Annotated in this window: 34 protein-coding genes; all 34 read right to left on the bottom strand. The window is 40.8% G+C overall.

Going from position 1 to position 18625, the window contains the following annotated elements:
- Window positions 1-94: 94 nt before the first annotated feature.
- The 34 genes from JQM82_RS09050 to JQM82_RS08885 all read right to left on the bottom strand — a co-directional run bounded on the left by JQM82_RS09050 (window position 95) and on the right by JQM82_RS08885 (window position 18556).
- Window positions 95-631, bottom strand: a complete 537-nt coding sequence (locus JQM82_RS09050) for a bL17 family ribosomal protein (RefSeq protein ID WP_235249811.1) — start codon at window positions 629-631, stop codon at window positions 95-97.
- A 107-nt stretch (window positions 632-738) separates the two neighbouring features.
- Complete coding sequence (locus tag JQM82_RS09045; protein ID WP_235249810.1) at window positions 739-1698, bottom strand: DNA-directed RNA polymerase subunit alpha; 960 nt, start codon at window positions 1696-1698, stop codon at window positions 739-741.
- A gap of 30 nt (window positions 1699-1728) precedes the next feature.
- Window positions 1729-2322 carry a 30S ribosomal protein S4 gene (gene rpsD / locus JQM82_RS09040; RefSeq protein WP_235249809.1) on the bottom strand — a complete coding sequence of 198 codons (594 nt, stop codon included), beginning with the start codon at window positions 2320-2322 and terminating at the stop codon, window positions 1729-1731.
- Window positions 2323-2358: 36 nt separating this feature from the next.
- The gene (gene rpsK, locus JQM82_RS09035; protein WP_005332330.1) at window positions 2359-2754 is read right to left on the bottom strand and encodes a 30S ribosomal protein S11; all 396 of its coding nucleotides are present in this window, start codon (window positions 2752-2754) and stop codon (window positions 2359-2361) included.
- Window positions 2755-2894: 140 nt separating this feature from the next.
- Complete coding sequence (gene rpsM, locus JQM82_RS09030; RefSeq protein WP_235249807.1) at window positions 2895-3263, bottom strand: 30S ribosomal protein S13; 369 nt, start codon at window positions 3261-3263, stop codon at window positions 2895-2897.
- A 280-nt stretch (window positions 3264-3543) separates the two neighbouring features.
- The gene (gene rpmJ, locus JQM82_RS09025) at window positions 3544-3657 is read right to left on the bottom strand and encodes a 50S ribosomal protein L36 (RefSeq protein ID WP_003022746.1); all 114 of its coding nucleotides are present in this window, start codon (window positions 3655-3657) and stop codon (window positions 3544-3546) included.
- 212 nt (window positions 3658-3869) lie between these two features.
- On the bottom strand, window positions 3870-4088 hold the full coding sequence (gene infA, locus JQM82_RS09020) for a translation initiation factor IF-1 (RefSeq protein WP_004607275.1): 219 nt from the start codon (window positions 4086-4088) through the stop codon (window positions 3870-3872).
- Window positions 4070-4348, bottom strand: coding sequence for a KOW domain-containing RNA-binding protein (locus JQM82_RS09015; RefSeq protein ID WP_331472847.1), 279 nt, complete (start codon window positions 4346-4348; stop codon window positions 4070-4072). The genes infA and JQM82_RS09015 overlap by 19 nt, the downstream gene beginning before the upstream one ends.
- Window positions 4349-4369: 21 nt before the next feature.
- Entirely contained in the window at window positions 4370-5131 is a 762-nt protein-coding gene (map, locus tag JQM82_RS09010) for a type I methionyl aminopeptidase (protein ID WP_235249805.1), read from the bottom strand.
- A 2-nt stretch (window positions 5132-5133) separates the two neighbouring features.
- Window positions 5134-5778: an adenylate kinase gene (locus JQM82_RS09005; protein WP_235249804.1), complete on the bottom strand. Its 645-nt coding sequence runs from the start codon at window positions 5776-5778 to the stop codon at window positions 5134-5136.
- Window positions 5779-5838: 60 nt separating this feature from the next.
- Window positions 5839-7155 carry a preprotein translocase subunit SecY gene (gene secY / locus JQM82_RS09000; RefSeq protein ID WP_235249803.1) on the bottom strand — a complete coding sequence of 439 codons (1317 nt, stop codon included), beginning with the start codon at window positions 7153-7155 and terminating at the stop codon, window positions 5839-5841.
- Window positions 7155-7595 (bottom strand): 50S ribosomal protein L15, encoded by a 441-nt coding sequence (gene rplO / locus JQM82_RS08995; RefSeq protein ID WP_235249802.1) that lies wholly within the window; start codon window positions 7593-7595, stop codon window positions 7155-7157. The genes secY and rplO overlap by 1 nt, the downstream gene beginning before the upstream one ends.
- A gap of 29 nt (window positions 7596-7624) precedes the next feature.
- Window positions 7625-7804: a 50S ribosomal protein L30 gene (rpmD, locus tag JQM82_RS08990; protein ID WP_235249801.1), complete on the bottom strand. Its 180-nt coding sequence runs from the start codon at window positions 7802-7804 to the stop codon at window positions 7625-7627.
- Window positions 7805-7818: 14 nt separating this feature from the next.
- Complete coding sequence (gene rpsE, locus JQM82_RS08985; protein ID WP_235249800.1) at window positions 7819-8328, bottom strand: 30S ribosomal protein S5; 510 nt, start codon at window positions 8326-8328, stop codon at window positions 7819-7821.
- Window positions 8329-8342: 14 nt separating this feature from the next.
- Window positions 8343-8711, bottom strand: a complete 369-nt coding sequence (rplR, locus tag JQM82_RS08980) for a 50S ribosomal protein L18 (RefSeq protein ID WP_235249799.1) — start codon at window positions 8709-8711, stop codon at window positions 8343-8345.
- A 17-nt stretch (window positions 8712-8728) separates the two neighbouring features.
- Window positions 8729-9271, bottom strand: coding sequence for a 50S ribosomal protein L6 (gene rplF, locus JQM82_RS08975; RefSeq protein ID WP_235249798.1), 543 nt, complete (start codon window positions 9269-9271; stop codon window positions 8729-8731).
- Between the two features lie 195 nt (window positions 9272-9466).
- Window positions 9467-9868, bottom strand: coding sequence for a 30S ribosomal protein S8 (gene rpsH / locus JQM82_RS08970; RefSeq protein WP_235249797.1), 402 nt, complete (start codon window positions 9866-9868; stop codon window positions 9467-9469).
- Between the two features lie 12 nt (window positions 9869-9880).
- Window positions 9881-10066 (bottom strand): type Z 30S ribosomal protein S14, encoded by a 186-nt coding sequence (locus tag JQM82_RS08965; RefSeq protein ID WP_006427396.1) that lies wholly within the window; start codon window positions 10064-10066, stop codon window positions 9881-9883.
- A gap of 11 nt (window positions 10067-10077) precedes the next feature.
- The gene (gene rplE / locus JQM82_RS08960) at window positions 10078-10617 is read right to left on the bottom strand and encodes a 50S ribosomal protein L5 (protein WP_235249796.1); all 540 of its coding nucleotides are present in this window, start codon (window positions 10615-10617) and stop codon (window positions 10078-10080) included.
- A 22-nt stretch (window positions 10618-10639) separates the two neighbouring features.
- A complete protein-coding gene (gene rplX / locus JQM82_RS08955) occupies window positions 10640-10951 on the bottom strand; it encodes a 50S ribosomal protein L24 (protein WP_235249795.1) in 312 nt (103 codons plus the stop codon).
- 15 nt (window positions 10952-10966) lie between these two features.
- Window positions 10967-11335 carry a 50S ribosomal protein L14 gene (rplN, locus tag JQM82_RS08950; protein WP_235233701.1) on the bottom strand — a complete coding sequence of 123 codons (369 nt, stop codon included), beginning with the start codon at window positions 11333-11335 and terminating at the stop codon, window positions 10967-10969.
- 19 nt (window positions 11336-11354) lie between these two features.
- Complete coding sequence (gene rpsQ, locus JQM82_RS08945; protein WP_328284211.1) at window positions 11355-11609, bottom strand: 30S ribosomal protein S17; 255 nt, start codon at window positions 11607-11609, stop codon at window positions 11355-11357.
- A gap of 89 nt (window positions 11610-11698) precedes the next feature.
- Window positions 11699-11902 carry a 50S ribosomal protein L29 gene (gene rpmC, locus JQM82_RS08940; RefSeq protein ID WP_235249794.1) on the bottom strand — a complete coding sequence of 68 codons (204 nt, stop codon included), beginning with the start codon at window positions 11900-11902 and terminating at the stop codon, window positions 11699-11701.
- Entirely contained in the window at window positions 11892-12329 is a 438-nt protein-coding gene (rplP, locus tag JQM82_RS08935; protein WP_235249792.1) for a 50S ribosomal protein L16, read from the bottom strand. Before rplP ends, rpmC begins: the two co-directional genes overlap by 11 nt.
- A gap of 2 nt (window positions 12330-12331) precedes the next feature.
- Window positions 12332-12985, bottom strand: a complete 654-nt coding sequence (rpsC, locus tag JQM82_RS08930; RefSeq protein ID WP_235249791.1) for a 30S ribosomal protein S3 — start codon at window positions 12983-12985, stop codon at window positions 12332-12334.
- A gap of 11 nt (window positions 12986-12996) precedes the next feature.
- Entirely contained in the window at window positions 12997-13383 is a 387-nt protein-coding gene (gene rplV, locus JQM82_RS08925; RefSeq protein ID WP_004607294.1) for a 50S ribosomal protein L22, read from the bottom strand.
- Between the two features lie 26 nt (window positions 13384-13409).
- Window positions 13410-13691, bottom strand: coding sequence for a 30S ribosomal protein S19 (gene rpsS / locus JQM82_RS08920; RefSeq protein ID WP_235249790.1), 282 nt, complete (start codon window positions 13689-13691; stop codon window positions 13410-13412).
- Window positions 13692-13714: 23 nt separating this feature from the next.
- Complete coding sequence (rplB, locus tag JQM82_RS08915) at window positions 13715-14557, bottom strand: 50S ribosomal protein L2 (RefSeq protein ID WP_235249789.1); 843 nt, start codon at window positions 14555-14557, stop codon at window positions 13715-13717.
- A gap of 60 nt (window positions 14558-14617) precedes the next feature.
- Complete coding sequence (rplW, locus tag JQM82_RS08910; RefSeq protein ID WP_235249788.1) at window positions 14618-14923, bottom strand: 50S ribosomal protein L23; 306 nt, start codon at window positions 14921-14923, stop codon at window positions 14618-14620.
- Window positions 14923-15543 carry a 50S ribosomal protein L4 gene (rplD, locus tag JQM82_RS08905; protein ID WP_235249787.1) on the bottom strand — a complete coding sequence of 207 codons (621 nt, stop codon included), beginning with the start codon at window positions 15541-15543 and terminating at the stop codon, window positions 14923-14925. Before rplD ends, rplW begins: the two co-directional genes overlap by 1 nt.
- Window positions 15544-15572: 29 nt before the next feature.
- Complete coding sequence (gene rplC / locus JQM82_RS08900; RefSeq protein WP_235249786.1) at window positions 15573-16253, bottom strand: 50S ribosomal protein L3; 681 nt, start codon at window positions 16251-16253, stop codon at window positions 15573-15575.
- A 74-nt stretch (window positions 16254-16327) separates the two neighbouring features.
- Complete coding sequence (gene rpsJ / locus JQM82_RS08895; protein WP_235249785.1) at window positions 16328-16645, bottom strand: 30S ribosomal protein S10; 318 nt, start codon at window positions 16643-16645, stop codon at window positions 16328-16330.
- 352 nt (window positions 16646-16997) lie between these two features.
- The gene (locus tag JQM82_RS08890) at window positions 16998-17540 is read right to left on the bottom strand and encodes a YcxB family protein (RefSeq protein ID WP_235249783.1); all 543 of its coding nucleotides are present in this window, start codon (window positions 17538-17540) and stop codon (window positions 16998-17000) included.
- 125 nt (window positions 17541-17665) lie between these two features.
- Window positions 17666-18556, bottom strand: a complete 891-nt coding sequence (locus JQM82_RS08885) for a permease (RefSeq protein WP_235249781.1) — start codon at window positions 18554-18556, stop codon at window positions 17666-17668.
- Window positions 18557-18625 lie beyond the last annotated feature (69 nt).

The following is an 18625-nucleotide window of genomic DNA, read 5'->3' as shown; positions in this document are numbered from 1 at the left end:
CTGTTATAGATTTGTCAAATATATTTTATAGAATTTTTCTATTTTTATGTATAAAAAAACAGACCCTGATTTCTCAGAGTCTGTTTTTTTCAAACTATACAAGTTCAATCAATACTTCCATAGCAGCATCGCCTTTACGCTGGCCAATCTTTACGATTCTGGTATAACCACCGTTGCGATTCTCATATTTTGGAGCAATCTCATCAAATAATTTTGCAACAAGATCAACTTCTTTTGTATTTTTCTTTCTTCCTGCCTGTGCTGTCGGAACTTCTTTCACCGGATAAAGAACTTTCAGCATCTGACGACGGGCGTGCAGTCTGCTTGGCATATCTTTCTTAATTGTCTTGTCAACTTCGTCGTATACAGTAACTTTCTTACCATCTACAACTTCTTTTACTCTCTTGCCGTCTTTATCTTTGCGAGCAACCTTTGCCTTAACAGTAACTTCTTCGAAATTATCTTTCTCTTTTACTGCTAATGCAATAAGTCCCTCTGCAATTTTGCGGATCTCTTTTGCCTTTGCTTCTGTAGTAACAATCTTTCCGTTGTTAAGGAGTGCTGTTACCTGGTTTCTCAATAATGCTTTTCTCTGGCTTGATGTTCTGCCGAGTTTTCTATACTTTGCCATTTTTCTTATCCTCCATTATGACACTTGGTTATGCTTCTTCGGGCTTACTAGCCAAATGCTCCACTGCGCTCATCGGTCTTACCGGTGGAAAACATCCTTATGGAATATTACTCTTCGCCTTTGCTGAGGCTTAAGCCTAATTCATCTAATTTTGCAAGTACTTCCTCCAGGGACTTACGTCCAAGGTTACGCACTTTCATCATATCTTCCGGTGTTCTGTTTGTCAGTTCTTCCACGGTATTGATTCCGGCTCTCTTCAGACAGTTGTAAGAACGAACGGATAATTCCAGTTCATCAATACTCATCTCAAGAACCTTTTCTTTTTCATCATCTTCTTTTTCAATCATAACTTCAGCAGCCTGCGCCACTTCTGACAGATCAATAAAGAGTTTCAGATGCTCACTCAATACCTTAGCTGCAAGACTTACAGCCTCGTCCGGAAGTAATGTACCGTTGGTATATACATCCAAAGTTAACTTATCAAAGTCCGTAATCTGACCAACACGTGTATTTTCTACTGTAAGATTCACACGTTCCACTGGGGTGTAGATAGAATCGATTGGAATTACTGCGATCGGTAATTCGTCATTTTTATTCTTATCGGCACTTACATATCCTCTTCCATTTGTAATGGTAAGTTCCATGTATAATTTGCTGTCTGCTCCACCATTCAATGTTGCAATGACAGTCTCAGGGTTCATGATCTCAATATCCTGATCCACCTGAATATCTGCCGCGGTAACAACACCTTCCCCTTCGAACTCAATGTATGCTGTCTTTGGTTCATCAGTCTCGGATGTGTTCTTGATTGCGAGTGATTTCAGGTTCATGATAATCTCAGTAACATCTTCCTTCACACCTGGAATAGAACTGAACTCATGCAGGACTCCGTCAATCTTTACCTGGCTGATTGCAGATCCCGGTAAAGAAGAAAGCATAATTCTTCTAAGAGAATTACCTAATGTTGTACCATAACCTCTTTCCAGAGGTTCCACAACGAATCTACCATATTTCTTATCTTCTGAAATCTCAGTTATTTCAATATTGGGTTTATTAAAATCAAACACTAAGTCCACCTCCTGTGGTGTTACGGGTTATTATTTAGAATATAATTCGACGATTAACATCTCATCTACAGGAACATCGATCGCATCACGCTTCGGAAGCTCTTTTACAGTTCCTTTCAGGTTCTCAAGATCAGCCTCTAACCATTCCGGAACCAGACGTCCGCCTGTAACCTCTGTAATCTCTTTATATCTTGGAGAGCTCTTCTTAGCTTCTTTGATTTCGATAACATCTCCAGCCTTAATCAGATAAGAAGGAATGTTAATCTGTTTTCCATTAACAAGCACATGCTTATGGTCAACGATCTGTCTTGCCTCACGTCTTGTTCTTGCAAGTCCAAGACGGAATACTACGTTGTCTAATCTTGATTCCAGCATTACCATCAGGTTCTCACCTGTCATACCGCTCATGCGCTGTGCTTTTTCAAAATAATTTCTGAAAGGTTTCTCTAACACACCATAGATAAATTTTGCTTTCTGTTTTTCACGTAACTGAAGACCATACTCGCTCATTTTTCTATTGGATCTCTTTAACTGTCTGTTAGACTTTTTATCAATTCCCAAATATACAGGATCCATTCCAAGTGATCTGCATCTTTTAAGAACAGGGACTCTATTTACTGCCATGTTTTGCTTTCCTCCTATATCAATTTTGTTATGAAACTAGACTCTTCTGCGTTTCGGTGGACGGCATCCGTTGTGTGGTACCGGTGTAACGTCTCTGATGCTTGTTACATCAATTCCACATGCCTGAAGGGCACGAATTGCTGCTTCTCTACCTGAACCTGGTCCTTTTACCATAACGTCAACTGACTTCAAACCATGTACTAATGCTGCTTTAGCTGCTGTTTCAGCTGCCATCTGAGCTGCATAAGGGGTAGATTTCCTTGAACCTCTGAATCCCAGACCGCCTGCACTAGCCCATGACAGAGCATTGCCCTGTGCATCTGTTAAAGTAACGATTGTGTTATTAAAAGATGACTGGATGTGAGCCTGTCCGTGTTCAACGTTTTTCTTGACACGTTTTTTTGTCACTTTCTTTGTAACTTTCTTTGCCATAATAAAACTAACCTACTCTTTCCTTTTTTTGGTATGTTCGCTCAGCTAAGTTCATGCTGCGCATTCACTAAGATTCGCGAACGGCCTCGCACTAAATTCAAGCTGCGTTTTCAACTTGCTTTCATTAAGTTGCTTTCGGCCTATTTCTTTTTGTTTGCTACTGTTCTCTTTGGACCTTTTCTTGTTCTTGCATTGGTCTTTGTCTTCTGACCACGAACCGGAAGTCCTTTTCTGTGACGGATTCCTCTATAGCATCCGATTTCCTGTAATCTCTTGATGTTCAGAGCGATTTCTCTACGAAGATCACCTTCTACCACCTGAGTCTCATCGATTACTGCACTGATTTTCTTTACATCTTCGTCTGTAAGATCTCTACAGCGAATATCAGGATCAACTCCTGCTTCTGCCAAAATGCGGGTTGCACTCGGTCTACCGATTCCGTAGATATAAGTCAATCCGATCTCAACACGTTTGTCTCTTGGTAAGTCTACACCTGCTATACGAGCCATGTGATTTTCCTCCATTTTCTTTTCTGGTTTTCGAGATATTCATCTCAATGTTACATATCGTCTTTAATAGGGGACAACACCTTTGTCCCAGGCATGTTCGGTATCATGCCCTTTCCGGCCACCACATATTATTATAGTAGAAATGCGGTAATGACGAGCCGGCATTAGAAGCAATATACGAGGTCGCTCACCGGCTACAGGTGCTGCCTTGTATATTTTAAATAGTCTGTACGATTACTGCACAGAGCTATCAGCCGCCTAAAACACATATGAACAATGACTAGCCTTGTCTTTGTTTGTGCTTTGGATTCTCGCAGATAATACGAATGCTTCCTTTTCTTTTGATTACTTTGCATTTTTCGCAAATTGGTTTTACTGATGATCTAACCTTCACGGGGGATCCTCCTTTCATCCATTGCTATGCCATTTGTTTCTGCGCTTTTTCCTTTTAAAACTGCAACTCGATTGTTTTAAAGCATAATAATGCCCGGAAACGCGCTTATATAGCATACCATGTTGTGTCAACAAAGTCAAGCTTTTTTTGCGCCTCCCGGGCATTTTATTTTTTCGAACTTCTTATTATTGGTAAAGTGGTGTATATGAATCTTATTTGTCTCTCCAGATAATTCTTCCTTTTGAAAGATCATAAGGTGATAATTCAAGTGTTACCTTATCTCCCGGCAAGATCTTAATAAAGTTCATTCTTAACTTTCCACTGATATGCGCAAGCACCTGATGTCCATTTTCAAGTTCTACCTGAAACATTGCATTTGGCAGCTTTTCAACTACAGTTCCTTCAATTTCAATTACGTCAGCTTTTGACATGTCTCATTCCTCCTGTTATCTTCTTCCTTTTTCCATTCTTTCAGTATCCGTCTTATTCCTGCATCATCCTTCGCAGTCACATCATATTTTCTGCAGATGATCTGCACATGCTTTTTCTTTTTCTTTTTCAGACGATCCAGTGTTCTGATCTTTCCGTCTGATAAATATACATATGATTCATCCGTATTAATAATTACATAAACTGTACCTGAATCATGACCTGCTTTTGACTTTGCAAGCATTCCTGTCTCATACGTCATATCCATATCCTCTTATACATACTACATATCCTGGGTCAAAGTCAGAAGTTTCGGTTCATCTTCCGTTATCAGTACTGTATTTTCATAATGCGCAGACAGGGAGCTGTCCCTGGTTACCACTGTCCAGTCATCATCCAGCCATTTCACTTCCCATGAACCAATGTTAATCATCGGTTCTATTGCTAATGTCATTCCAGCCTTCAGCTTCGGACCTTTTCTGTTCATTTCATAATTCGGTATCTCCGGTGCTTCATGCAATGCTGTCCCGATTCCATGTCCACAGAGATCCTTGACTACTCCATATCCCCGTCCCTCGGCATATCTGCCGATTGCAGATGATATATCAAATAAATGATTGCCTTCTCTGGCATATTTTATTCCTTCAAAGAAGCTTTCTCTTGTCACATCTATCAGCTGCTGCGCTTCTTTACTGATCTCTCCGATGCCATATGTACGCGCCGCATCCGAATGATATCCTTTATATATGACTCCGGCATCAAGACTGACAATGTCTCCTTCCTGGAGGATACGATGTCGATCCGGAATGCCATGGACTACTTCCTGATTCACCGACACACAAATGGAAGCCGGATAACCATTGTAATTCAAAAAGGAAGGAATGCAGTCATAGCTTCGTATCACTTCCTCTCCAAGACGGTCAATATCATGAGTACTCATTCCAGGACGAAGCGCTTTCGCCATTTCATGATGTACAATTTCAAGTATTCGCCCAGCCTCTGTCATTAACTCAATTTCCCGTGTCGATTTGATAGTGATTGCCATTGCTACGCTCCTAATATCTCAACAATTGCACCGAACACATCTTCAATGTCAACTGTTCCATCTACAGTCTTTAAGATTCCGGCATTCGTGTAATAGTCGATCAACGGCTGTGTTTGCTCATGATACACATTCAGACGCTTCTGTACCGTCTCCGGTTTATCGTCATCCCGAAGGATCAGCTCTTTTCCACAGGTATCACAGATTCCCTCTACTTTGGTCGGCGCATACTCCAGATGATATGTAGCTCCGCATCCTACACAGGCGCGGCGCCCACCCATACGGCGAACAATATTCTCATCCGGAACATCTACGTCAATTGCATAATCCATCTTTTCTCCCAAAGCTTCCAGTGCCTTATCCAGCGCCTCTGCCTGCGGAATTGTTCTTGGAAATCCATCCAGAACATATCCACTTTTACAGTCATCCTGTTTTACACGATCAACTACAAGATCTACAACCAGTTCATCCGGTACCAACAGCCCCTGATCCATATAGGTCTTAGCCTTTTTCCCAAGCTCTGTACCGTTTTTAATGTTAGCTCTGAAGATATCACCTGTAGAAATATGCGGGATGCTGTATTTTGCGGCAATTTTCTTTGCCTGAGTTCCCTTGCCCGCTCCCGGAGCTCCTAACATAATTATTTTCATATCTTCGTTCCTCCTTTATAGCATTTTAACCCGCGAAAATAATCCCGCGAGTCAAAATAATTAGCTATTTAAAAATCCCTTGTATTGTCGCACAAGTGTCATTGATTCAAGCTGCTTGATTGTTTCAAGTACAACACTGACGATAATAATCAGAGATGTTCCTCCAAATGATACACTTGCACCAAGTGCTCCGTTAAAGAAGATTGGAATCACCTGTATCACGATCAGTCCACAAGCACCTATAAAGATGATATAATTCAATATCTTGTTTAAGTATTCAACTGTTGGTCTTCCCGGACGGATACCAGGAATGAATCCGCCGCTCTTCTTCATATTATTCGCAATCTCTAATGGATTGAAAGTAATTGAAGTATAGAAGTACGCAAAAAATACAGTAAGAATAATGTATACAATTAATCCCCATGAATACCTAATCTGTTCAGGATTACACCAATTTCCCTGATTCATACCACGAAGAATCTCACTTCCGATTCCAGACCCGTTGCCTTTTCCGAGAAAAGAAGCAATTACGATCGGGAACTGCATCAAAGATGAAGAAAAGATGATCGGGATTACACCTGCTGTATTCACCTTCAACGGAATATTAGAAGATTGCCCGCCATAGGTCTTTCTTCCAACTACTTTCTGTGAATACTGTACTGCAATTCTTCTCTCTCCATCCTGGAGAATCACTGTGAATACCACCAGAAGAATAATAATTGCAATAATCACAACAACTGCAAGAGCAGCTGACGCAATCGGCTTACCTTTTACAAACTGATCAAACAATGATGTCATATCGTTAGGAATACGTGAAATAATGTTGATTACCAATACAATAGAAATACCGTTTCCAACACCCTTTTCCGTAATTCTCTCACCAATCCACATCAGCAATGCTGAACCGGCTGTAAGAGTAAGTACTACAATCACGGCATTCACAAAGTTAAACTCCACAAGAAGGCCCTGACGTCCAAACCCAACAGCCATTGCTGTGGATTCGATCAATGCAAGTCCTACGGTAAGATAACGAGTGATAGCCGCAATCTTTTTTCTTCCGGACTCTCCATCCTTATGCATCTCCTCAAGCTTTGGAATTGCAATCGTGAGAAGCTGCATAATAATTGAAGAAGTAATGTATGGCGTAATACTCAATGCAAAAACAGACATCTGTTCAAAGGAACCGCCGGTGAAAGCGTTAAATAAGTTAAACGCCTCACCGGTATTCTGTTCAAAAAATTCTTTGATATAAGTGCCGTTCACACCTGGAGTCGGCAGCTGAGAGCCAATACGTATAACAACTAACATCAAAAACGTATATCCGATTTTTTTGCGAATATCTTTAATTTGAAATGCCTTTCGGAATGTTTCTAACATTAGATCACCTCTGCTTTTCCACCTAACGCCTCAATCTTAGCTACAGCACCTGCACTGAATGCGTTTGCCTGAACTGTAAGCTTCTTTGTAAGTTCTCCATTGCCAAGGATCTTAACACCATCTCTTGGGTTCTTTACGATTCCCTGCTCGATCAGTGTCTCTACAGAAACAACTGCATCGTTCTCAAATACTTCAAGTGCACCTACATTGATACCGATGATTGTCTTAGAGTTTCTGTTCGTGAATCCTCTCTTTGGAATTCTTCTATATAATGGCATCTGACCACCTTCGAAACCTGGTCTTGTTGCACCAGAACGAGCTTTCTGACCCTTATGTCCTTTACCAGCTGTCTTGCCATTTCCAGAACCGTGTCCACGTCCTCTTCTGAAATTATCACTCTGTTTTGCTCCATCAGCAGGTCTTAAGTTTGATAAATCCATTGTGACACCTCCTTATCTGATTAATTATACTATACTTCTTCTACTTTTACCAGGTGAGAAACCTGTTTTACCATACCTCTTGTTGCTGCATTATCCGGAAGGACAACTGTCTTTCCTGTCTTTCTAAGTCCTAATGCTTCAACAGTCTTCTTGTGCTTCGGCACAGCTCCAATTGTAGATTTTACTAATGTAACTTTTAAATCTGCCATCTTATTCTACCTCCTTAGCCTAAGATCTCTTCCACAGATTTACCGCGAAGCTTAGCTACCTCTTCCGGAGTCTTAATCTGGCGTAATCCGTCGATTGTTGCAAGAACTACGTTCTGCTTATTGTTGGAGCCAAGAGACTTTGTACGAATGTTCTTGATTCCTGCCATCTCGATTACGGCACGCGCCGGACCACCGGCGATCACTCCAGTACCTTCAGGAGCTTTCTTCAATAATACGGAAGCGCCTCCGAATTTACCGATAAAATCGTGTGTAACACTCTCATTTTCATCTAATGCTACGGAAATAAGATTCTTAGCTGCATCTTCTTTTCCTTTGCGGATTGCTTCTGGGATTTCAGTAGCTTTTCCTAAGCCTGCACCAACATGACCATTTCCATCACCAACAACAACTAAAGCTGTGAATCTCATATTACGGCCACCCTTAACAACTTTGGTTACACGCTTAATTGACACTACTTTTTCTGTTAATTCTAATTGACTAGCATCAATACGTTCCTGTTTCATGTGTGCTCCTCCTTCTAGAAATTCAACCCAGCTTCTCTAGCTGCGTCTGCCAATGCCTGAACTTTACCCTGGTAAATAAATCCGCCTCTGTCAAAGACAACGTCTTTAATACCTTTTTCCAATGCCTTCTCAGCAATTACTTTTCCAAGATAAGCTGCTGCTTCAACATTGTTTGTTTTCTCTAAGTTTGCTTTCACATCTTTCTGAAGAGTGGATGCGGAAACCAGAGTATTATGAGCTGTATCATCAATGATCTGAGCATACATATGATTGTTACTTCTAAATACCGCTAAACGTGGGCACTCAGCAGTACCGCTTAAACGGTTACGTAATTTTCTGTGTTTATTAACACGTACTTCATTTCTTGATTTTTTGCTAACCATTTTTACACTCTCCTTTCTTATTTCTTACCTGTCTTACCAACTTTACGTCTGATTACTTCATCAGCATACTTGATACCTTTGCCCTTGTATGGCTCCGGTCTTCTCTTGTCTCTGATTTCAGCTGCGTACTGGCCAACTTTTTCTTTGCTGATACCCTTAACAATAATCTTGTTCTGGCCTTCAACAACAGTCTCAACACCTTCCGGATCAATCATCTCTACCGGATGAGAATATCCAAGACTCAGTGTTAATTTATTTCCTGCTTTTGCTGCTCTGTAACCAACACCGTTTACTTCCAGAACCTTCTGGTATCCTTCTGTTACACCAATAACCATGTTATTGATCAGTGTTCTTGTAAGACCATGTAAAGATTTCATCTTCTTTAAATCATTTGGTCTTGTTACAACAACTTCTGCGTCTTCTACCTTGATTTCCATTTCTACAGGAAGTTCTCTTGAAAGAGTTCCCTTTGGACCTTTTACAGTCACTTTATTATTCTCAGCGATTTCAACAGTTACGCCTGCCGGAATTGCAATTGGATGTCTACCGATACGTGACATTTTCATTTCCTCCTTAACTTAGATTCTCGGAGAAGCAGCTGTGGCTTCTCTGTTTTCAGTTTCTTTCGCACCTTCTTACGCATCTAAGGAAGTTCTTTTCGCCAGGTTCGCGAATACCTCACCAGGCTCAAAGAACGACCTCGCACTAAGCTTAAGCTTCACCTTATGGCTCGCTTTCGCTAAGTTGCTTTCGGTCTACCATACATAGCAGAGAACTTCTCCGCCGATGCCAAGTTTTCTTGCCTCTTTGTCAGTAATTACACCTTTGTTTGTAGACAGGATTGCTGTTCCAAGTCCACCAAATACCTTCGGTACATTTTCGCTGGAAGCGTATACACGAAGACCCGGTTTAGAAATTCTCTTAAGACCTGTAATTACTTTTTCGTTCTTATCAGAACCATATTTTAATGTGATGTGAATTGTCTTGAACACACCATCTTCTACGATGTCATATTTCTCAATGTAACCTTCATCCAGTAAGATATTAGCGATAGCAAGCTTCATCTTGGATGCCGGAACATCTACAGTATCATGTTTAGCAGTATTTGCATTACGGATTCTTGTAAGCATATCTGCAATTGGATCGCTCATTGTCATTGTTCTTACCTCCTACCAACTTGCTTTCTTAACGCCTGGGATCTGTCCTTTGTATGCCAATTCGCGGAAGCAAACACGGCAGATACCATATTTTCTCAAATATGCATGTGGACGTCCACAGATTCTGCAACGATTGTATTCTCTTGTAGAGAATTTCTGCTTGCGCTGCTGTTTTACTTTCATTGCTGTCTTAGCCATAATTTACCTCCTTATTTTGTAAATGGCATATTGAACTGAGTGAGCAGTTCGCGTGCCTCTTCATCTGTTTTAGCAGTCGTAACGAAGATGATATCCATACCTCTTACTTTATCTACTTTATCGTATTCGATTTCAGGGAAGATCAGCTGCTCTTTGATTCCAAGTGCATAGTTTCCTCTTCCGTCAAATGCATTTGGATTAACTCCTCTAAAGTCACGTACACGAGGAAGTGCAAGGTTGATCAGACGATCAACGAATTCATACATCTTTTCTCCTCTTAAAGTAACCTTACATCCGATTGCCATTCCCTCTCTGATCTTGAAGTTAGCAACAGATTTTTTAGCTTTACATACAACAGCTTTCTGACCTGTAATCTTTTCCATATCAGCGATAGCTGCATCTAAAAGTTTTGCATTATCTTTAGCCTCACCAACACCCATGTTGATAACAACCTTATCGAGTTTTGGCACTTCCATAATATTCTTATAACCGAACTTTTTGATCATTGCATCAACGATCTCGTTCTGGTACTGTTCTTTCAGTCTACTCAAAGCGTACACCCTCCTTCCTCAATTAATCAATCACTTCGCCTGTTGATTTTGCGTAACGTACTTTCTTGTCTCCATCCATCTTGATGCCCACTCTTGTTGCCTGTCCCTTATGAACATACATTACATTAGAGCTGTCGATTGGTCCTTCCTGGTGAATGATACCGCCTTCCGGATGAGAAGCACTTGGTTTTGTGTGTTTTGTCAGCATATTAACGCCTTCAACAACAACCTTGCCGTCTTTCTGATTTACAGCAATTACCTTGCCCTCTTTGTCTTTATCTTTACCAGCGATAACCTTTACAGTGTCGCCTTTTTTAATCTTTAACATTGACATCTTGCACGCACCTCCTTAAAGTACTTCCGGAGCCAGAGAAACAATTCTCATGAACTGTTTGTCACGAAGCTCTCTCGCTACTGGCCCGAAGATACGGGTTCCTCTTGGTGTCTTATCATCTTTTATAATTACAGCAGCATTTTCGTCGAAACGGATATAAGAACCATCTTTACGACGAGTACTGTTTACAGTACGAACAACTACAGCTTTTACTACATCGCCTTTTTTAACAACGCCGCCTGGTGTTGCATCTTTAACAGTCGCAATGATTACATCTCCGATACTTGCGTATCTTCTTGTTGAACCACCCATAACACGAATACACAGTAACTCTTTTGCACCTGTGTTGTCTGCTACTTTAAGTCTGCTTTCTTGCTGTATCATGCAGGTTTCCCTCCTTATACTATTTCACTTTTTCCATAACTTCAACAAGTCTCCATCTCTTATCTTTAGAGAGTGGTCTTGTTTCCATAACTTTTACCTTGTCACCGATGTTGCACTCATTGTTCTCATCATGTGCTTTTAATTTGTATGTTCTCTTTACAATCTTGTTGTAAAGTGGATGTTTTACATGATCTTCTACTGCAACAACTATGGTTTTATCCATTTTATTGCTGACAACCTTACCAACACGGGTTTTTCTAAGATTTCTTTCCACAGTCTATACTCCTTTCGAATATTGAAGCTCTTTTCGTTCTGCTCATAGAACGGCCTGCGCTTGAAATTCGTGAATCATCACGTCAATGACTACTGGCCTGCCTTTTCAGTAATTACTGTCTGAATTCTGGCAATGTTTCTTCTTACTTCTTTGATTCTGCTTGTATTGTCTAACTGATTTGTTGCGTTCTGGAATCTTAAGTTGAAAAGTTCCTTTTTAGCAGCTACTAATTCTTCATTCAGCTCTGCAGCTGATTTTGTTTTTAAATCTTCTACAAATGCATTAATTTTCACTGTTATCACCGCCTTCTAAGTCTGCGCGAGAAACTATTTTACATTTACATGGCAGCTTGTGAGTTGCCAGACGAAGTGCTTCTTTTGCAACTTCTTCAGATACGCCTGCGATTTCAAACATAACGCGGCCTGGCTTAACAACTGCTACCCAGTATTCTAAGGTTCCTTTACCAGAACCCATACGTGTCTCAGCTGGTTTCGTAGTTACAGGTTTATCCGGGAATATCTTGATCCACACTTTACCACCACGCTTGATATAACGAGTCATAGCAACACGGGCAGCCTCGATCTGGTTGGAACGGATCCAGCATGGTTCCATTGCAACGATACCATATTCACCATTTGTAATCTGGTTTCCGCGAAGAGCCTTACCCTTCATGGAACCACGGAATTGTTTACGACGTTTTACTCTTTTTGGCATTAACATGATTATCTATCTCCTTCCTTTGCTGCTCTTTCCGGAAGTACTTCGCCTTTGTAAATCCATACTTTAACACCAACTTTTCCATAAGTTGTGTCTGCTTCAGCGAATCCGTAGTCAATGTCTGCTCGCAGTGTCTGAAGAGGAATTGTTCCCTCGCTGTAGAACTCTGTACGAGCCATATCAGCTCCTCCAAGACGTCCTGATACAGATGTCTTAACACCAAGTGCTCCGGACTTCATTGTTCTGGACATGCAGGACTTCATTGCACGTCTGAAAGAAATACGGTTCTCAAGCTGTAACGCGATGTTCTCAGCTACTAACTGAGCGTCTTTATCCGGTCTCTTGATTTCTTTGATGTCTACGATTAACTTCTTGTCAGTAAACTGTGTCAATTCACCTTTTACTTTCTCGATCTCTGCTCCACCCTTACCGATTACTACTCCAGGTTTTGCTGTATATACGATGATCTTTACGCGGTCAGATGCTCTTTCGATCTCAATCTTAGAAACACCGGCGTTGTATAATCTTTTCTTAAGATACGTTCTGATTTCATGGTCTTCAACTAAGTAGTCTGCGAAATCTTTCTCTGCATACCATCTAGAGTCCCAGTCTTTGATGACACCTACTCTCAAGCCATGAGGATTAACTTTCTGTCCCATGTTTGCCCTCCTTATCTTTCATCAAGCACAAGTGTAATGTGGCTCATTCTCTTCTCGATTCTGTAAGCTCTTCCCTGTGCTCTAGGTCTGATTCTCTTCATTGTTGGTCCTTTGTTTGCATAAGCCTCTGCAATATACAGATTCTCAGCATTCATGCCGTTGTTATTCTCAGCATTTGCAATTGCAGACTCTAATAATTTCTTTATTAAACTAGAAGCATATCTTGGATTGTAAGTTAAAATACCAAGTGCTGTTGTTACATCCTTACCTCTGATGGCATCTAATACGAAACATGCTTTCTGAACAGAAACTCTTGCGTAAGATAACTTAGCAGAAGGTCTTGTATCTTTGTTAGCATTTCTTTCTCTCTTAATTTGGGATCTATGTCCTTTAGCCATGGATGAACCCTCCTTTCAAAATCTAATTATCTAACTCTTGATTTCTTTTCGTCTTTTCCGTGTCCTCTGTATGTTCTGGTTGCAACAAACTCGCCGAGCTTGTGTCCAACCATATCTTCTGTTACATATACAGGTACATGCTTTCTTCCGTCATGAACGGCGATTGTATGTCCGATCATGCTTGGGAAGATTGTAGAACGGCGTGACCATGTCTTGATAACAGACTTGTCACCGGATGCGTTCATTGCATCAACCTTCTTAAGCAGGCTTGCGTCTGCGAATGGTCCTTTTTTAATAGAACGTGCCATAGGTTCTAACCTCCTTATGAAAACTATTTAATCGCTTTACCATCTCTTCTTCTTACAATCATCTTGTTAGAAGCTTTGTTTTTCTTTCTTGTCTTAAGACCAAGTGCTGGTTTGCCCCAAGGTGTACACGGACCCGGACGACCGATCCCCGTCTTACCTTCACCACCACCGTGCGGATGGTCATTCGGGTTCATAACAGAACCACGAACTGTTGGTCTGATTCCCATATGACGTTTACGTCCTGCTTTACCTATGTTGATCAGGTTATGATCACCATTTCCTACTACTCCGACAGAAGCTCTGCACTCGATCGGTACCATTCTCATCTCGCCTGACGGAAGTCTCAGTGTTGCATACTTTCCTTCCTTAGCCATCAGCTGAGCACTGTTACCAGCAGAACGAACAAGCTGTCCGCCTTTTCCCGGATGAAGCTCGATGTTGTGAATCTGTGTACCTACCGGAATCTGAGATAACGGGAGGCAGTTACCGATCTTAACTTCGGCTTCCGGTCCGTTCATAACTGTCATTCCATCCTTTAATCCTTCCGGTGCAAGGATGTATGCTTTCTCACCATCTTCGTAGCAGATCAGAGCAATGTTAGCTGTTCTGTTCGGATCATACTCAATACCGATTACTGTTGCATGAACATTGTCTTTTCTTCTCTTGAAGTCGATAATTCTATATTTCTTCTTAGCTCCGCCTCCGCGGTGTCTAACTGTGATTTTTCCTTGATTATTACGTCCTGCCTGTCTGCTCTTTGGAGCTAACAAAGACTTCTCTGGTGTTGACTTTGTGATTTCTGAAAAATCAGAACCAGTCATCTGTCTTCTGGAAGGCGTATATGGGCGGTATGTTTTAATTCCCATGATTGCTTCTCCTTTCAATCCTGTTTATTGTCACGGTTTCTATCCGTATGCTTTGAAATCTTATAATCCTTCGAAGATTTCGATATCTGCGCTGTCTGCTGTTAACTGAACAATTGCTTTCTTGGTCTTTGCTGTTTTTCCAAACTGCATGGTTCCACGAACTCTTCTCTTCTTTCCTTCACAGTTCATGGTGTTCACTTTTTCTACTTTTGTTCCGTTGAACATCTTTTCAACAGCTTCTTTAATCTGAGACTTTGTTGCCTGTGGGTGAACAAGGAATGTGTATTTCTTTTCTCCCATAAGTTCCATTGTCTTCTCTGTTACTACTGGTTTAAGGATTACATCATAATACTGAACGTTTGCCATTATGCGTACACCTCCTCGATATTAGCAACAACAGCTTTCGTTACGATTACTGTGTTGTATTTTAAGATATCGTACACATTGATCGTATTAGTCTTAGCTGTCTTAACGCCTTCGATGTTCTTTGCAGAAAGTGCTGCATTTGTATTGTCATCTTCTAATACTACTAATGCTTTGGATACATCTAAATTCTTAAGAATGTTTGCAAAGTTCTTTGTCTTGATCTCATCGAACTTGATCTCATCAATTACGATCAATTTCTTTTCTTCTACCTTTGCGCTGAGTGCAGACTTAAGAGCTGCTCTCTTTTCTTTCTTATTCATCTTGAATGAATAATCTCTCGGTACCGGAGCAAATACAACTCCGCCGCCTGTCCACTGTGGAGCTCTTGTTGAACCCTGTCTTGCATGACCTGTTCCCTTCTGTCTCCATGGTTTTCTTCCACCGCCGGATACTTCAGAACGAGTTTTTGCTTTCTGTGTTCCCTGACGGTTATTTGCAAGCTGGTTTACGACTGCCATGTGTACCAGATGTTCATTTACCTCAACACCGAATACCGCATCGTTCAGATCGATTGTACCAACTTCTTTGCCTTCGATATTATAAACAGATACGTTAGCCATCTTAAGTGTCCTCCTTCCTTCGCCAAATCCTAGTTAGCTTTTACTGCTTCTTTAATAGTTACTAAAGATTTCTTTGGTCCCGGTACTGAACCTTTTACTAAGAGCAGGTTGTTCTCAGCATCCACACGCACTACTTCCAGGTTCTGGATTGTGATCTTCTTACTTCCCATGTGTCCCGGCATGTGTTTTCCCTTGAACACCTTACTTGGATCAGAACAAGCACCATTGGAACCAGCATGACGATGGTATTTAGAACCATGAGTCATAGGTCCTCTGTGCTGATTGTGACGTTTGATTGCGCCCTGGAATCCTTTTCCTTTAGAGATTGCAGTTGCATCAACCTTATCACCAGCTGCGAAAGAATCAACTTTGATTTCCTGTCCGAGTGTATACTCGCCGGCATTCTCAAACTTAAACTCTCTTACATATCTCTTACCTGTAACACCAGCTTTTGCAAAATGTCCCTGCTCTGCCTTTGTTACACCGTGGCGGTGAACGATTTCTTTCTTACCGCTCTTATCTTTGTTAACAATCTTGTCTTTCTTGTCAACGAATCCAACCTGTACTGCCTCATATCCATCGTTCTCAACTGTCTTGATCTGTGTTACTACACACGGACCAGCCTGAAGAACTGTTACCGGAGTCAGAGTTCCGTCTTCGCTGAAGATCTGAGTCATTCCGACTTTTGTTGCTAAAATAGCTTTCTTCATTATGATTACCTCCTGTGATTTACAGCGGAACGTCACCTGGACGTTCATCCTAAATGATAGGAATTACTGTGTTTTTACTTGTTTTTCATCTTGATATCAATAAACACACCTGCTGGCATCTCCAGTCTGGACAGTGCATCAACTGTCTTCTGTGTCGGTGCAATGATATCGATCAGTCTCTTATGAGTTCTCTGCTCAAACTGCTCTCTGGAATATTTGTATTTGTGAACCGCTCTTAAGATTGTTACTACTTCCTTCTTAGTCGGAAGTGGAACCGGTCCGCTCACCTGTGATCCGTTCTTTTTTACAGTTTCGATGATTTTCTTAGCGGATGCATCTACTAACTGATGATCATACGCTTTCAAAGTGATTCTCATTACTTGACTTGCCATAAAAAAAGTCGCCTCCTTTTCGTACTATTAACTTCAGTACGACAAGCGGTGACTGTACACTCTCCCGTGTGTGTCGTGAGAAACTCACACGTTGTTACCACATCTCAGTGGCCGTTATAGTAGTTTCGTACAGTGACTTGTCGCCAGTTTCCTAACTTGACATTCGCTCCACGGAAAACCTGCCATCTTCAGGCAGCAACCTCGCGCTTCATTGCTATCATGTCACAGCTTTTTAAGTATATCTTATCTTTTTAAATATTTCAACCCTTTTTCAAGGAATATTGTTCTTTTTTTAATACAATTCCATTTTACCAAAGAGAATGAATGCTGCTAAACCTGCAGCATTCCACCATTATTTATCAAACATAGGATCAACAGCACCATATTCTATTTCCGGATGTTTCTCCAGCATCCATTGTTTGAAGCTTTCCGAATCCCCCTTAATAAAACTTGACTTGTCGAGCATTACACCTTCTCTGAACTCATCTGTAGCAAGTCGGAAATATGTCTTCGCTTCTTCAAATCGAATAATATCGCTCCACTCTACGTTATTATTGAATTTACCATTTATATATAAGTAGATTTTTTCTTTTTGCACAGACACTTTACAGGTCCAATCTTTCCCTCCATAATACTGCGCTTTGGTAACTCGAAACATCTTGTCAGCTCTCATCCACTGAAAAAACACGCCTCTATACACAGCCACAAATGTCAGGAAGGCACCAACCGACTGCCATCTGGCAGAAGCTCCTGCCGATTTAAAATAAATCCATCCAAAAATTCCTGCAGCGAACAGGAAGAGATATACATAAAATGTAGGTTTCACTTTCCAAAATTTCGGAGTCGTCCACGAATCAAACCGCTTTCTATCCATTACATATTCATTTATGAACATAATACCGTCTTCACTTTCTGTTTTAATTTTCTGTCATATCGATGACAACTTCTTATATTATATTAAATGGCTGCCCCTTTTTTAAGGACAGCCATATCGGGAATTTGAATTTTAAAAATATGTATCTATGCTACACCGGCTTTTTTGTCTTTGTTAGCTGCGTTGATCAATGTGAATGATGTCCAGAGAAGAACCACACAGATCATGTTAATCAGCCAGAACATTGGTAATGATGTAACGAATTTCCATGCAATAAATACACCAATACATCCACCAATTGCATTACCAAGTGTATGTGGAACGTCATATCTTTTTGTCTTAATAAACTCGATAGAACATGCCGGCATCAATACTGCACAAGATCCCATGAATACAGGGAAGCAAGCTCCTGCATCTACACCAAGTAACAGACATGTAGCCATACATGGTGCATAAAGACCAAATCCGATATCCATCAAAGCGCCCCAGAGAATATTTAGTCCTGCCGCAACAATCAGTTTCCATCCAGTTAGACCAGTAGCTGTTCCTACTGTACCAAAAGGTCCGACTCCTGTATTCTTGCAAAGCATAACAACTGCAAGCAAGATCATACATACACCCATCGCGTATCTAATTTTATTACGTGGCCATTTTGTTACGATTGTAGCAAATCCAAATGATCCAATCGCTGCACAAGCATACATGATCCAAAGGAATACAGGATCACATTCTACAGACGCTGTAAAAATAAATGCCTCAAAAATAACTGGGAATGTATCACCAACATTCAACGTTCCCGGAATGTTAATGTCATCCATCTGATTAAAAAGTTTGTACATGAATGTAGATGGTGCATAAGATCCACATCCAAGTGTGTCAAGGAAGTTTGCAATAATACCAACCGTAAAACCTGCTGCCCAGGCTTTACCGGATGCATTTTTAACCTCATCCATACGGTTCTTTACGATATCACCTACAAGACCAATTCCAGTTCCTGCTACCAAGACGCCAAATAAAATTTGAAGTGCTAATAACATAATTTACCTCCTAGATTAACTATAATTGTCTTACTATAAAGATATCCCCGATATATCTTTACCATGACA

It is taken from the genome of Faecalicatena contorta (genome assembly GCF_021531995.1).
GTDB lineage: Bacteria > Bacillota > Clostridia > Lachnospirales > Lachnospiraceae > Dorea_A > Dorea_A contorta_A.
Note: the sequence above shows the minus strand (reverse complement) of the source record. Positions and strands in the feature narration are given on the sequence as shown.

Coding starts and splice junctions, on each gene's coding strand:
- JQM82_RS09050 (WP_235249811.1), bottom strand. CDS start 631: ATGGCAAAGTATAGAAAACTCGGCAGAACATCAAGCCAGAGAAAAGCA.
- rpsD (WP_235249809.1), bottom strand. CDS start 2,322: ATGGCAGTAAATAGAGTCCCTGTTCTTAAAAGATGCAGATCACTTGGA.
- rpsK (WP_005332330.1), bottom strand. CDS start 2,754: ATGGCAAAGAAAGTTACAAAGAAAGTGACAAAAAAACGTGTCAAGAAA.
- rpsM (WP_235249807.1), bottom strand. CDS start 3,263: ATGGCTCGTATAGCAGGTGTAGACTTACCAAGAGACAAACGTGTTGAG.
- infA (WP_004607275.1), bottom strand. CDS start 4,088: ATGTCAAAAGCTGACGTAATTGAAATTGAAGGAACTGTAGTTGAAAAG.
- JQM82_RS09015 (WP_331472847.1), bottom strand. CDS start 4,348: ATGACGTATGAGACAGGAATGCTTGCAAAGTCAAAAGCAGGTCATGAT.
- map (WP_235249805.1), bottom strand. CDS start 5,131: ATGGCAATCACTATCAAATCGACACGGGAAATTGAGTTAATGACAGAG.
- JQM82_RS09005 (WP_235249804.1), bottom strand. CDS start 5,778: ATGAAAATAATTATGTTAGGAGCTCCGGGAGCGGGCAAGGGAACTCAG.
- secY (WP_235249803.1), bottom strand. CDS start 7,155: ATGTTAGAAACATTCCGAAAGGCATTTCAAATTAAAGATATTCGCAAA.
- rplO (WP_235249802.1), bottom strand. CDS start 7,595: ATGGATTTATCAAACTTAAGACCTGCTGATGGAGCAAAACAGAGTGAT.
- rpmD (WP_235249801.1), bottom strand. CDS start 7,804: ATGGCAGATTTAAAAGTTACATTAGTAAAATCTACAATTGGAGCTGTG.
- rpsE (WP_235249800.1), bottom strand. CDS start 8,328: ATGAAACAGGAACGTATTGATGCTAGTCAATTAGAATTAACAGAAAAA.
- rplR (WP_235249799.1), bottom strand. CDS start 8,711: ATGGTTAGCAAAAAATCAAGAAATGAAGTACGTGTTAATAAACACAGA.
- rplF (WP_235249798.1), bottom strand. CDS start 9,271: ATGTCACGTATCGGTAGACATCCAATTGCAATTCCGGCAGGCGTAACT.
- rpsH (WP_235249797.1), bottom strand. CDS start 9,868: ATGACAATGAGCGATCCAATTGCAGATATGCTTACAAGAATCCGTAAT.
- JQM82_RS08965 (WP_006427396.1), bottom strand. CDS start 10,066: ATGGCTAAGACAGCAATGAAAGTAAAACAGCAGCGCAAGCAGAAATTC.
- rplX (WP_235249795.1), bottom strand. CDS start 10,951: ATGTCAATGTTAAAGATTAAAAAAGGCGACACTGTAAAGGTTATCGCT.
- rplN (WP_235233701.1), bottom strand. CDS start 11,335: ATGATACAGCAAGAAAGCAGACTTAAAGTAGCAGACAACACAGGTGCA.
- rplP (WP_235249792.1), bottom strand. CDS start 12,329: ATGTTAATGCCAAAAAGAGTAAAACGTCGTAAACAATTCCGTGGTTCC.
- rpsC (WP_235249791.1), bottom strand. CDS start 12,985: ATGGGACAGAAAGTTAATCCTCATGGCTTGAGAGTAGGTGTCATCAAA.
- rplV (WP_004607294.1), bottom strand. CDS start 13,383: ATGGCTAAAGGACATAGATCCCAAATTAAGAGAGAAAGAAATGCTAAC.
- rpsS (WP_235249790.1), bottom strand. CDS start 13,691: ATGGCACGTTCTATTAAAAAAGGACCATTCGCAGACGCAAGCCTGCTT.
- rplB (WP_235249789.1), bottom strand. CDS start 14,557: ATGGGAATTAAAACATACCGCCCATATACGCCTTCCAGAAGACAGATG.
- rplW (WP_235249788.1), bottom strand. CDS start 14,923: ATGGCAAACGTTCAGTATTATGATGTAATCCTTAAACCAGTAGTAACA.
- rplD (WP_235249787.1), bottom strand. CDS start 15,543: ATGGCTAACGTATCTGTTTATAATATCGAAGGCAAAGAAGTTGGTACA.
- rplC (WP_235249786.1), bottom strand. CDS start 16,253: ATGAAGAAAGCTATTTTAGCAACAAAAGTCGGAATGACTCAGATCTTC.
- rpsJ (WP_235249785.1), bottom strand. CDS start 16,645: ATGGCAAGTCAAGTAATGAGAATCACTTTGAAAGCGTATGATCATCAG.
- JQM82_RS08890 (WP_235249783.1), bottom strand. CDS start 17,540: ATGTTCATAAATGAATATGTAATGGATAGAAAGCGGTTTGATTCGTGG.
- JQM82_RS08885 (WP_235249781.1), bottom strand. CDS start 18,556: ATGTTATTAGCACTTCAAATTTTATTTGGCGTCTTGGTAGCAGGAACT.